The 12,229-nt window shown below is 65.6% G+C and carries 11 protein-coding genes; 10 read left to right on the forward strand and 1 reads right to left on the reverse strand.

Annotation, left to right across the window (positions count from 1 at the left end):
• The first annotated feature begins 44 nt into the window (after nucleotides 1–44).
• The 10 genes from AC4AMJ_RS03800 (at nucleotide 45) to AC4AMJ_RS03845 (ending at nucleotide 11,234) form a co-directional block, all read left to right on the forward strand.
• A complete protein-coding gene (locus AC4AMJ_RS03800) occupies nucleotides 45–593 on the forward strand; it encodes a sigma-70 family RNA polymerase sigma factor (RefSeq protein ID WP_489896894.1) in 549 nt (182 codons plus the stop codon).
• Between the two features lie 408 nt (nucleotides 594–1,001).
• Complete coding sequence (locus AC4AMJ_RS03805) at nucleotides 1,002–2,321, forward strand: ammonium transporter (RefSeq protein WP_489901010.1); 1,320 nt, start codon at nucleotides 1,002–1,004, stop codon at nucleotides 2,319–2,321.
• Nucleotides 2,322–2,402: 81 nt separating this feature from the next.
• The gene (locus AC4AMJ_RS03810) at nucleotides 2,403–3,299 is read left to right on the forward strand and encodes an exodeoxyribonuclease III (RefSeq protein ID WP_489896893.1); all 897 of its coding nucleotides are present in this window, start codon (nucleotides 2,403–2,405) and stop codon (nucleotides 3,297–3,299) included.
• Nucleotides 3,300–3,473: 174 nt separating this feature from the next.
• On the forward strand, nucleotides 3,474–4,106 hold the full coding sequence (locus AC4AMJ_RS03815) for a DUF8020 domain-containing protein (protein ID WP_489917302.1): 633 nt from the start codon (nucleotides 3,474–3,476) through the stop codon (nucleotides 4,104–4,106).
• A gap of 495 nt (nucleotides 4,107–4,601) precedes the next feature.
• Entirely contained in the window at nucleotides 4,602–4,973 is a 372-nt protein-coding gene (rpsL, locus tag AC4AMJ_RS03820; protein WP_489896891.1) for a 30S ribosomal protein S12, read from the forward strand.
• 6 nt (nucleotides 4,974–4,979) lie between these two features.
• Nucleotides 4,980–5,450 (forward strand): 30S ribosomal protein S7, encoded by a 471-nt coding sequence (gene rpsG, locus AC4AMJ_RS03825; protein WP_489896890.1) that lies wholly within the window; start codon nucleotides 4,980–4,982, stop codon nucleotides 5,448–5,450.
• Between the two features lie 80 nt (nucleotides 5,451–5,530).
• Nucleotides 5,531–7,636, forward strand: coding sequence for an elongation factor G (gene fusA / locus AC4AMJ_RS03830; protein ID WP_489896889.1), 2,106 nt, complete (start codon nucleotides 5,531–5,533; stop codon nucleotides 7,634–7,636).
• Nucleotides 7,637–7,754: 118 nt separating this feature from the next.
• The gene (gene tuf / locus AC4AMJ_RS03835) at nucleotides 7,755–8,945 is read left to right on the forward strand and encodes an elongation factor Tu (RefSeq protein WP_489896888.1); all 1,191 of its coding nucleotides are present in this window, start codon (nucleotides 7,755–7,757) and stop codon (nucleotides 8,943–8,945) included.
• A gap of 352 nt (nucleotides 8,946–9,297) precedes the next feature.
• Complete coding sequence (locus AC4AMJ_RS03840; RefSeq protein WP_489917303.1) at nucleotides 9,298–10,266, forward strand: alpha/beta hydrolase; 969 nt, start codon at nucleotides 9,298–9,300, stop codon at nucleotides 10,264–10,266.
• Nucleotides 10,267–10,478: 212 nt separating this feature from the next.
• Complete coding sequence (locus AC4AMJ_RS03845) at nucleotides 10,479–11,234, forward strand: alpha/beta fold hydrolase (RefSeq protein ID WP_489917304.1); 756 nt, start codon at nucleotides 10,479–10,481, stop codon at nucleotides 11,232–11,234.
• A gap of 60 nt (nucleotides 11,235–11,294) precedes the next feature.
• Here the strand turns inward: AC4AMJ_RS03845 and AC4AMJ_RS03850 are convergent, their stop codons facing one another.
• Nucleotides 11,295–12,224 (reverse strand): oxygenase MpaB family protein, encoded by a 930-nt coding sequence (locus AC4AMJ_RS03850; RefSeq protein WP_489917305.1) that lies wholly within the window; start codon nucleotides 12,222–12,224, stop codon nucleotides 11,295–11,297.
• Nucleotides 12,225–12,229 lie beyond the last annotated feature (5 nt).

A 12,229-nucleotide genomic window follows, 5' to 3' on the forward strand; every position in this document is an offset into this window, starting at 1 on the left:
CCGCCGCCGGCGGGCGGTGCTCCGGCTGTGGCTACGGTTACCCGGTGACAACGCCTTGCGACGATGCGACTCGGCTCGCGCTGGCCGCGGCGCAGGGCGACCAGCAGGCCCTGGAATCCTTCGTCAAGGCTACGCGGGACGACGTACGGCGGTTTGTGGGGTGTCTGGCGGATCGCCGCGTCGCCGACGATCTGACCCAGGACACCTACCTGCGGGCGTTCCGCTCGATTCCCACGTTCGGTGGCCGGGCGTCCGGACGAACCTGGCTGCTCGCGATCGCACGCCGCGCCGTCGCCGACCACTTTCGCCACGAGTCGTCGCGACCGCGGTTGCAGTTGAAGGCACCCGAATCGATGTCGACGGTCGCGACGCAGAGCGAGCGTCACGATGACCGGGTCGAGTTGGAGATGCTGCTCGCCGACCTCGACGAGCGCCGTCGCGAAGCATTTGTGCTGACCCAGGTGCTGGACTTCGCCTATGCCGAGGCCGCCGAGATCTGCGCGTGCCCGATCGGCACCATCCGGTCGCGGGTGGCGCGGGCCCGCGAGGATCTGGTGGCCGCCTATCAGGGGGACCGGCGCAAGGCGGTGTGACCGGCGACAACTCGTCGTCACGGCCCCGATGCGACGCCGGCGGCGGTCTGCACAGTTCACCGCAGCGTCCTGCGAAGCCCGACTCGATCTGCCGGTGGATCGCAGGTCAAGCGACGGTTCTCTGATCGGCCCCGGCGTTGTCCTCGCCCGCGTTCCGGTGACGACCCACCCGGCTGCCGGCGATGTTGTCGGCGGGCCGCTGCGAGGCGGTCCCGCGCCCGACGGCGAGGCATCGTCGGCATCGTGACGCAGACCGATCGCGGCAATTCCGGCAAACCGCGCACGACTCCTCCGCGCCGGCCCGCCCGGCGGTCGGTGCCGCCGATCTGCTCGGTGCCGGCGCCCGGATAGCTGCCGGAGCAGTGGGTGGCGGATCGTACTCTGATGGGCGTGAATTCGTTCCCGACCATGGACGCCCCCGATGCGGCGAACACCGCGTGGATGTTGGCCGCATTCGCACTGGTGCTGTTGATGACCCCGGCTCTCGGCCTGTTCTACGGCGGGATGGTGCGCTCGAAGAGCGTGCTGAACATGATGATGATGTGCTTGTCGGCGGTCCCGATCGTGTGGATCGTCTGGTTGGTGGTGGGCTATTCCATGGCCTTCGGGCCCGATCGCGGAGGTGTGATCGGCGACCCGACGACTTTTGCGGGACTGCGAAACCTGTTCGGCCACTTCGGACCCGGAGGTGCCGACACCAACTCGATGCCGCTCGTCGGCACGATCCCGGCCTTGTTGTTCGTGGCCTTTCAGGCCGGGTTCGCCATGGTCACCGTGGCGCTCATCGCCGGTGCGGTCGCAGACCGGATGAAGTTCACATCCTGGCTGGTCTTCGCTGCGCTGTGGGCGATCCTCGTCTACGTCCCGGTGGCCCACTGGGTGTTCAGTGCGCCGGGCCTGACCGCCGAGCACGGCGGCTGGATCGTCGCACATCTGAAGGCCATCGACTTCGCGGGCGGCACCGTCGTCGAGATCAACTCGGGCGCATCCGCGCTCGTGGTCGCCCTGTTGCTCGGTAGGCGGGCGGGATGGCCCAAAGACCCTATGCGTCCACACAATCTGCCCTTCGTGATGCTCGGTGCGGGACTGTTGTGGTTCGGCTGGTTCGGCTTCAACGCCGGGTCGACGCTGGCGGCTAACGGTGCGGCAGCGCTCGTCACCGTGAACACGCTCGGTGCGGGTGCCGTGTCGATGGTCGCGTGGCTCATCGTCGAACGCATCCGACACGGGCGGCCCACCTCGTTCGGCGCCGCGTCCGGTGTGGTGGCGGGGCTGGTCGCGATCACCCCGTCCTGCTCCTCGGTGACACCGATCGGAGCGCTCGCGATCGGTGCGGTGGCCGGAGCGGTTGCGTCCTACGCCATCGAACTGAAGTTCCGATGGGGCTATGACGATTCGCTGGATGTCGTGGGCGTGCATTTCGTGAGTGGCGTGGTCGGGATGCTGATGATCGGACTGGTGGCCAGCTCGTCGGCCCCCGCGGGAGTCGATGGATTGCTTTACGGCGGCGGCCTGGACCAGCTGTGGCGGCAGGCGGTCGCCGTCGTCGTCGTGCTCGCCTATGCCATGGCGGTGACGGCGATCATCGGCTTCGCCATCAAATACACCATGGGTATGCGGGCGCACCGGCAGCACGAGATGGATGGCATCGACGATGGCCAGCATGCGGAGACGGCATACGACTTCCACACGCCCCGTGGCGGACGGGTGGATGTCGGCGGGCACTGAACGGAGACCGACGACGCGCTGGCCGCGGGCGGGTGAAGGCACCCCACGGCGGCGGTGAGCTGCCCGGCTACCGTGGACCCCATGCGTGTCGCGACCTGGAACGTGAACTCGGTGAAGCAGCGGATTCCACGTCTGTTGCCGTGGCTCGATCAGCGACAGCCCGATGTCGTCTGCCTGCAGGAGACCAAGCTCTCCGATGATGCCTTCCACGAGGTGCTCGGCGACGATCTGGCCGAGCGCGGTTACGAGATCGCCCATGTGGGGCAGGGGCAGTGGAACGGGGTGGCGCTGCTTTCGCGTGTCGGCCTCGACGACGTCCGGCAGGGCTTCGACGAAGCTCCGGGTTTCCCCGAGCCCGACTCGCCGGCGGAGGCGCGGGCGGTGTCGGCGATCTGCGGGGGAGTGCGGATCTACTCGCTGTATGTCCCCAACGGGCGCGAGCCGGATTCCGATCATTACCGCTACAAGCTGGCGTGGCTGTCGCAGCTGCGCGCGGTGGTCGCGGCAGGGGAGGCGGCCGACGCGTCGAGCAACACGATGCTGTGCGGTGACATGAACATCGCGCCCGCGGACGCCGACGTGTTCGACCCCGCCGCCTACATAGGTCACACCCACGTCACCGAGCCCGAGCGCACCGCGCTCGACGATTTCGGGGCGCTCGGCCTGCGTGACGTCGTGCGCGAACGGTGGCCGTCGGAGCGGGTGTTCAGTTACTGGGACTACCGCGCCGGGATGTTCCACAAGGACCTCGGCATGCGCATCGACCTCATCCTCGCCGGTGGTGGGATCGCCGATCGGGTTGCGGCGGCGTGGATCGATCGGCAGGCTCGCAAGGGCACCAAGCCGAGTGATCATGCGCCCGTCATCGTCGACCTCGACACCGCGCCCGACGGCGACATCGGTCCCGTGGTGCCACCGCCGTCGAACCCGGCCAAGCGCGGAGCAGCGAAGGTCAAGTTGCCTCAGTCGACCGAATAGCATTGTCCCTGAGGTGGATTCGGTTGGGGTCGTGAATCGGAAGGACAACCAGGGTGATCTCGGATGCCGGTCGGCGATCCCGAGACTCACGTGTCGGTGTGCCCGGCTAGAGTTCAGCCGTCTCTCAGTATTCCCGCTGAGGGTATTCACGGTTCACATTTGAAGTTGGGGTCAATGAAACACATCCACCGTGTCCTTCTGGCGATCGCCGCGTTCACCGCGGTCGCCCTGGTCATCCCGTCGGCCACTGCGAACGCTGCTCCGGTTCGGTCCTCGGGCTCTCCGTTTGTCACCGCCGGACTCACGGCGAACGGCCAGAGCGTCGTCGCCACACTGGCAGACGCCGTGTTCGTGCCGAACGCGGCGCGCACCGCACTGCAGGTGCGTGATCGGCAGGGGCGTGTCGTCGACGCGATGCCGCTGGCGGGCACGATGGACGGCTTCCGGGTGCCGCTGCGTTGGTCGGTGAGCGCAGACGGGACGAGGGCCGTGTTCACCCCCACCGTCAGCCCGGCGTACCGCGCTCAGCTGGATGTCGCGGCCACCGCCGCCGCCAAGAAGCAGCAGGTGAAGCCCCGTGCCAAGCGGATCACCAAGGCGCAGCGCTACGACATGATGTGGAACGAACTCAACAAGGGTTGGAAGGGCAACACGCCGGTGTCGACGTTGATCGGGGGGCTGATCGGGTTCATCGTGTTCGGCTGGTTCGGAGCCGGCATCGGCGCTGCGATCGGTGCCTACCTCGGCTACCAGACATCCAACCCCAAGGCCTGGCCGTCGGTGCTCGCCTGGTGGAACACCCCGTAGCCTCGGCCCCGTCGACACAGGTTGCCGTCCGGCTCGTGAATCGGGCCAGGCGGCAACCTTTTTCGTAGGACGGTCGATCGGGAAGACACCCGGCGCGGTCGGTGTTGAACCCGTCGCGTGTCCACGCGTTGTTCATGTCGCGTCGACTCCCGATTCGGATGCGGGATCCGTTTTTTGACCTGTGCAAACTCGATCGGTAGAGTGGATCGCCGGTGCCCGGCCCATGCTGGGCCAGTCCGCATGCCCGGCGCACCGGGTTTTTGCGAACTGACAGGCGAGACCGTCGTCGAGCGTTTGACACGCCCGACCTCGGGGTAGCGATAAATGTACTGACCAGCGCTTATGCGCTGGTGGGGCGAGTTGCGGAAGCAGCGAAACCGGAAACGGTTTTCGAGAGCTTGCCCGGAGCACAAACCGCAGCGCAACAACTACAGAGCGTCCGACGCGTCCACAAGACGCCGAGGAACAACTGCCGACAAAGGAAGAACACACCTAGTGCCAACGATCAATCAGCTGGTCCGCAAGGGCCGTCACGACAAGGCTGCCAAGACCAAGACCGCGGCCCTCAAGGGGAGCCCGCAGCGTCGTGGCGTGTGCACGCGCGTCTACACCACCACCCCGAAGAAGCCGAACTCCGCGCTGCGTAAGGTCGCCCGTGTGCGCCTGACCAGTGCCGTCGAGGTCACCGCTTACATCCCGGGTGAGGGTCACAACCTGCAGGAGCACTCGATGGTGCTCGTCCGCGGTGGTCGTGTGAAGGACCTCCCCGGTGTCCGCTACAAGGTCATCCGCGGCTCGCTCGACACCCAGGGTGTCAAGGACCGCAAGCAGGCGCGCAGCCGTTACGGCGCGAAGAAGGGGAACTGATAAGTCATGCCACGTAAAGGACCCGCTGCCAAGCGCCCCCTCATCAACGATCCCGTCTACGGTTCGCCGCTGGTCACCCAGCTGGTCAACAAGATCCTGCTGGACGGCAAGAAGTCGACCGCCGAGCGCATCGTGTACCAGGCCCTCGAACAGGCCCGCGAGAAGACCGGCACCGATCCCGTCGTGACGCTCAAGCGCGCGCTGGACAACGTGAAGCCGACCCTCGAGGTCAAGAGCCGCCGCGTCGGTGGCGCCACCTACCAGGTGCCCGTCGAGGTCAAGCCGAACCGCGCCAACACCCTGGCGCTGCGCTGGCTGGTGACCTTCAGCCGTCAGCGTCGCGAGAAAACCATGGTCGAGCGCCTTGCCAACGAGCTTCTCGATGCCTCCAACGGCCTCGGTGCGTCGGTCAAGCGTCGCGAGGACACCCACAAGATGGCCGAGGCCAACCGGGCGTTCGCGCACTACCGCTGGTGAGAACATGCTCCGCGTGATCGAACCACGGTCACGCGGAGCGCATGCCCTTTGTTCAACAGCAATTCCCGAAGGGAAACCAAGTGGCACAGGAAGTGCTCAGCGACCTGAACAAGGTTCGCAACATCGGCATCATGGCCCACATCGATGCCGGCAAGACGACCGCGACCGAGCGAATCCTCTTCTACACCGGTGTGAACTACAAGATCGGTGAGACCCACGACGGTGCTTCGACCACCGACTGGATGGAGCAGGAGAAGGAGCGGGGGATCACCATCACCTCCGCCGCGGTCACCTGTTTCTGGAACAAGAACCAGATCAACATCATCGACACCCCCGGCCACGTCGACTTCACCGTCGAGGTGGAGCGCAGCCTGCGCGTGCTCGACGGTGCCGTTGCCGTGTTCGACGGCAAGGAAGGTGTCGAGCCGCAGTCCGAGCAGGTCTGGCGGCAGGCCGAGAAGTACGAAGTCCCGCGTATCTGCTTCGTCAACAAGATGGACAAGCTGGGTGCGGACTTCTTCTTCACCGTGCGCACCATCGAGGAGCGTCTCGGCGCGAAGCCGCTGGTGCTGCAGCTCCCGATCGGCGCCGAGGACAACTTCGACGGCGTCGTCGACCTGATCGAGCAGAAGGCGATCACGTGGCGCGGCACCGTGGAGATCGGTGCCGAGCCGACCATCGAGGAGATCCCCGCGGATCTCGTCGACCAGGCCGCCGAATACCGCGAGAAGCTGCTCGAGACCGTCGCCGAGACCGATGAGGCGTTGCTGGAGAAGTACTTCGGCGGCGAGGAACTCACCGTCGAGGAGATCAAGGCTGCCATCCGCAAGCTGACGATCGCGCGCGAGTACTACCCGGTGATCTGTGGTTCGGCGTTCAAGAACAAGGGCGTCCAGCCCATGCTCGATGCGGTCATCGACTACCTGCCGTCGCCGCTCGACGTCCCCTCGGTCGAGGGTCACGCCGTGGGCAACGAGGAGGAAGTCCTCTCCCGCAAGCCGTCGTCGGACGAGCCGTTCTCGGCGCTCGCGTTCAAGATCGCCGCACACCCGTTCTTCGGCAAGCTGACCTTCGTCCGTGTCTACTCGGGCAGGATCAGTGCCGGCACCCAGGTGCTCAACGCCACCAAGGGCAAGAAAGAGCGCATCGGCAAGCTGTTCCAGATGCACGCCAACAAGGAGAACCCGGTCGAGGATGCGACCGCGGGCCACATCTACGCGATGATCGGCCTGAAGGACACCACCACCGGTGACACCTTGTGCGATGCCAGCGCGCCGATCGTGCTGGAGTCGATGAGCTTCCCGGACCCGGTCATCAACGTCTCGATCGAGCCGAAGACCAAGTCCGACCAGGAGAAGCTCGGCACCGCGATCCAGAAGCTGGCCGAAGAGGACCCGACCTTCTCGGTGAAGCTCGACGAGGAGACCGGCCAGACCGTCATCGGCGGTATGGGCGAGCTCCACCTCGACATCCTCGTCGACCGAATGAAGCGCGAGTTCAAGGTCGAGGCGAACGTCGGCAAGCCGCAGGTCGCCTACCGCGAGACCATTCGCAAGACGGTCGAGAAGCACGAGTTCACCCACAAGAAGCAGACCGGTGGGTCGGGCCAGTTCGCCAAGGTCATCATCAAACTCGAGCCCCTCGTGGACGCCGAGGACGGTGCGACCTACGAATTCGCGAACGCTGTCACCGGTGGTCGCGTCCCGCGTGAGTACATCCCGTCCGTGGATGCCGGCGCGCAGGATGCGATGCAGTACGGCGTTCTCGCCGGTTACCCGCTGGTCAATTTGAAGGTCACCCTGCTCGACGGTCAGTACCACGACGTCGACTCCTCGGAAATGGCCTTCAAGATCGCCGGTTCGCAGGCCCTCAAGGAGGCTGCGAAGATGGCGAGCCCGGTCATCCTGGAGCCGATCATGGCCGTCGAGGTCACGACTCCGGAGGACTACATGGGTGACGTGATCGGCGACCTGAACTCCCGCCGTGGCCAGATCCAGGCCATGGAGGAGCGCAGTGGCGCCCGTGTCGTGAAGGCACAGGTTCCGCTGTCGGAGATGTTCGGCTACATCGGAGACCTTCGGTCGAAGACCCAGGGCCGGGCAAACTACTCCATGGTGTTCGACTCGTACGCGGAGGTTCCGTCGAACGTGTCGAAGGAAATCATCGCTAAGGCGACCGGCGAATAAGTCGGTTGTCGCAGCGACCAAGCGCTGGCAACAACCCAGAGCGGGCGCGACAACGTAAGTAACGACTCCTGCTGGGATCCGCCCAGCAGGACAACAACAGTCCAGGAGGACAAACAAAGTGGCGAAGGCGAAGTTCGAGCGGACCAAGCCGCACGTGAACATCGGCACCATCGGTCACGTCGACCACGGCAAGACCACGCTGACCGCGGCCATCACCAAGGTGCTGCACGACAAGTACCCGGATCTCAACCAGAGCTTTGCGTTCGATCAGATCGACAAGGCTCCGGAAGAGAAGGCTCGTGGTATCACGATCAACATCTCGCACGTGGAGTACGAGACCGAGAAGCGTCACTACGCACACGTTGACGCCCCCGGTCACGCTGACTACATCAAGAACATGATCACCGGTGCGGCCCAGATGGACGGCGCGATCCTCGTGGTTGCCGCCACCGACGGCCCGATGCCGCAGACCCGCGAGCACGTGCTGCTGGCCCGCCAGGTCGGTGTGCCCTACATCCTCGTCGCCCTGAACAAGGCCGACATGGTCGACGACGACGAGATCATCGAGCTCGTCGAGATGGAGGTCCGCGAACTGCTGGCCGCCCAGGAGTTCGACGAGGAAGCTCCGGTCGTGAAGGTCTCGGCGCTCAAGGCGCTCGAGGGTGACCCCGAGTGGACCAAGTCCGTCGAGGAGCTCATGGCTGCCGTCGACGAGTCGATCCCGGACCCGGTCCGTGAGACCGACAAGCCGTTCCTCATGCCTGTCGAGGACGTCTTCACCATCACCGGCCGCGGCACCGTGGTCACCGGTCGTGTGGAGCGCGGCGAGGTCAACGTGAACGAGGAAGTCGAGATCGTCGGCATCCGTGACAAGTCCACCAAGACCACCGTCACCGGTATCGAGATGTTCCACAAGCTGCTCGACTCGGCACAGGCAGGCGACAACGCCGGTCTGCTGCTGCGCGGCCTCAAGCGTGAGGACGTCGAGCGTGGTCAGGTCATCGTCAAGCCGGGCACCACGACTCCGCACACGGAGTTCGAGGGCCAGGCTTACATCCTGAGCAAGGACGAGGGTGGACGCCACACCCCGTTCTTCAACAACTACCGTCCGCAGTTCTACTTCCGTACCACCGACGTGACCGGCGTCGTGACCCTCCCCGAGGGCACCGAGATGGTCATGCCGGGCGACAACACCGAGATGAGCGTCAAGCTCATCCAGCCGGTCGCCATGGACGAGGGCCTGCGTTTCGCCATCCGCGAGGGTGGCCGCACCGTCGGTGCGGGTCGAGTCACCAAGATCAACAAGTGAGGTTGTCCTCCTGACGATCTGACTCACTGAGTCGAGAAGGCGCCCGGTCACGTAAGTGGCCGGGCGCCTTTGCTCGTATCGCGCTTCTCCTCGGTATGCGGATGCTCTCGGTTCGCGCGGGTCGGCTCGGTTCGCGGGTCGGCTCGGTTCGCGCGGGTCGGCTGGGGTCGCGCGGGTCTTCGACAACCCGCGTTCTCCCGCGCCGCCCGCGGTATCGAAAGTGACCCGCGCAATCGGATCACTCCAGTAGCTTTAGTAGCACCAGACACTTTGGTAACAGCCCCGTTTCGGTCTGCCGCTGCTCTGGTCACAGCTGTGGCGACCCGGTGACACAGCGGATTACGGTACTGCGGTGCCAGTTCTCACCATCCGACCACGCCGGCTGGCGCTGCGTCGTCGAGTCCTCGTCTGCCTACTCGTCGCGGCAACCATCGTCGGCATCGGGTCCGTCGGGGCCGGCACCGCGAATGCCGCGTCCTTGAGCCGCTTCTACGTTGCGGGTTGCGGTATGCCGTCGACGCCGGTGGACATGTGGGTCCGGTGGGGCAACTACAAGACCGTTATCGCCCTCGACGGTCTTCGGGCGACGAATGACATGAGCGGGTGGCGGCATGAGACCCGGATTCAGCGAATCGCCAATTCCGGTGTGAACGTGGTGGAACCGGTCGGCGGGCTCGCGAGCTTCTACACGGACTGGAATGCGGCCAGCCCCGCCAACAAGATCAAGTATCGCTATCGGTGGACCTGCCGGCTGAACACGATCGTCAACGAACTAGACGCCCGCGGACTCGCCGTAGGTCCCCGGTCGAAATACGCGATCATGGGCATCTCGATGGGTGGCAACGCGGCGATGATCTACGGCGCCTACCACCGCAAGCGGATCTCGCACATCTTCTCGATGTCGGGATTTCTGAACCTGTCGGCACCGACGATGCGTGAGGCGGTGCGACTGGCCCTGATCGATGCCGGGATGGAGGCCGGGGTCGGCCCCTTCAGTGCGGACAGCATGTGGGGACCGCCGTGGGACGATCGCTGGATACGCAACGACGCGCTGGCCCAGATCTCACGGATGAGGGGGATGCACATCCGCGTCGGCGCCGCATCAGGCGTGTGGGGTAAGTACAACACCGACGCGATCGGTTCCATCAAGGGCACGCCGCTCGAAGTGGTGTCGCTGGCGCAGACCCGCTCGTTCGAGGTGTCCGCTGCGCTCTCGGGCGTGCGCATCACCACCGACTATCCCGCGGTCGGAACCCACCAGTGGGGCTATTGGCAGGACATGGTGTTCAACGCGAAACGCAGCGGGTGGTTCCGCGACTGAGGCCACCGCGACCCCGGCGCTGAGCGCGCCGCCCGCCGACGGAACCCTCGAACGCGCCGACGGAACCCGTAATCGCGCCGACGGAACCCTCGATCGCGCCGACAGAACCCATAATCGCGCCGACGGAACCCTCGAACGCGCCGACGGAACCCATAATCGCGCCGACGGAACCCGTAATCCCAGCAGATGCGCCACTGATTACCCTCGTACGCATGCGGGTTCTGCATCGACCGACGCCGTCCGGGGACCTCGCGCTCGGTGTCCGGGTCTCTGGTGTCGACCGCGACCGTCCTCCGGTCCTGCTGGTCCACGGGATGGCCGGCGACCACAGCACGTGGCGGGCCTTCGCCGGCGCACTGCGGCGCGACGGCAGGACGGTCGTCTCCGTCGACCTGCGTGGTCACGGGCGCAGCGGCCACGCCGAGACCTACCTCCTCGACGATTTCCGAGACGACCTGCGCTTCGTACTCGACGACCTCGAAATCCCGGTGGCTGACGTGGTCGCGCACTCATTGGGCGCGCACTCGGCACTGCGGCTGGCGATGGACGTCCCCGGCAGAGTGCGCCGTCTGGTCCTGGAGGAGATCCCGCCGATGCCCCGCGACCAGCACGACGTCGATGAGGACATCGTCGTCGCCGCCTCGCTCGGTGAGCGGGTTCGAGGACTGGGGTGGGCGGTGCGGAATCCGGTGCCGCTCATCCGCTTCGACCGGCGCGTGGCCACCGAGGTGTCCCCGCAGTTCGCGGTCGCCGATCCGGGGTGGTGGGCGCGTCTGAAGGTGGTGACGGCGCCCACCCTGGTCATCTCCGGTGGCGGGCGGAGCTTTCTCCCGCCGCGGCACCTGCATGCACTGAGCGACGCGATGCCGGACGCGCGGCTCACCGTGATCGACATCGGGCACAGTGTGCACCGTGATCGTGTCGACGACTTCGGTACCGCGGCAGGCGAGTTCCTCCGCGCCACCTGACCGCGACCGGCCCGCACGCCACCAGCCGGGGCGAACCGGCCAGGTCGCGGGCGAGTGCGCTCAGGCGGCCGGTTTGTTGTGGAGCGGACGCGGATCGATGCCGATCTCCTGCCAGGCCCGATACGCCCACGGGACGTAGAGCCACTTCAGTGGGAGCCGGTTGAACACCGGGTTGAGTGCACGCATGGTGGCCGCGAAACGCTGGAAGTGCTTCTCGCGTTTCTCATTCCACTCCAACCCGCAGACGTCGCGCATCTGCTGGGGCACAGTCCCGACGATAACCGTGCGAAGGAATGCGTTCAATGGTGCCGAGGCAACCTTCCAGACGGGTGCGGGCACCATCTTCGGGCGGGGGAGTCCCTGTCGGATGTAGCCGGTCGCGTAGACGACCGTCTTGTGTGGAACGAAGCGGTTCAACATGTCGTCCCAGTACGCGAGGAACTCCTCATAGGTCTGTGGCTGGCTGCGCGCGCTCACCCCGTAGAGCTGATACCAGATCTTGCTCTCTTCGAAGATCTGCACCTTCTCGGCGTAGCTCAGGCGACGAATGAACGTGTCGGTGATGAAGAGCACCTGATCGACGAATGTGGCGTGCGCCCAATAGAAGAGCTCGGGATTGAGTGCGTGATAGCGCGATCCGTCGCTGATCGTGCCCTTGATGTCGCGATGGAAATCGCGAACCGTGCGCCCCCACTTCTGCGGCTCGGTGCTATAGACGGTCTTCATCACCGGCGGGCCGGTACGCCGCGCGCGCCCGAGGAAGTCGTCGAAGATGACCGAGTGGTCCAGGACGGCCTGCCCGAGTTGTTCGATGCAGTTCTCGGTGCCCGCGAGTCGTTGGAAGCCGAGGATGCCCCGACTGTCCCCGTAGAACTTCCAGACCAGTGAATCGGCGCCCAGGCGGGGCGCAACGTCGGAGGTGTCGACGTCGTCGACGACGACGGGCTCGGCCTCACGGATTGCCCGCTCATAGTCCTGGTTGACTGACATGAGAG

Source organism: Gordonia sp. LMA484 (genome assembly GCF_058129505.1).

Bases quoted from the DNA above. Each gene is read 5' to 3' on its own strand.
- AC4AMJ_RS03805 (WP_489901010.1), top strand. From the start codon at position 1,002: ATGGACGCCCCCGATGCGGCGAACACCGCGTGGATGTTGGCCGCATTC.
- AC4AMJ_RS03810 (WP_489896893.1), top strand. From the start codon at position 2,403: ATGCGTGTCGCGACCTGGAACGTGAACTCGGTGAAGCAGCGGATTCCA.
- AC4AMJ_RS03815 (WP_489917302.1), top strand. From the start codon at position 3,474: ATGAAACACATCCACCGTGTCCTTCTGGCGATCGCCGCGTTCACCGCG.
- rpsG (WP_489896890.1), top strand. From the start codon at position 4,980: ATGCCACGTAAAGGACCCGCTGCCAAGCGCCCCCTCATCAACGATCCC.
- AC4AMJ_RS03845 (WP_489917304.1), top strand. From the start codon at position 10,479: ATGCGGGTTCTGCATCGACCGACGCCGTCCGGGGACCTCGCGCTCGGT.
- AC4AMJ_RS03850 (WP_489917305.1), bottom strand. From the start codon at position 12,224: ATGTCAGTCAACCAGGACTATGAGCGGGCAATCCGTGAGGCCGAGCCC.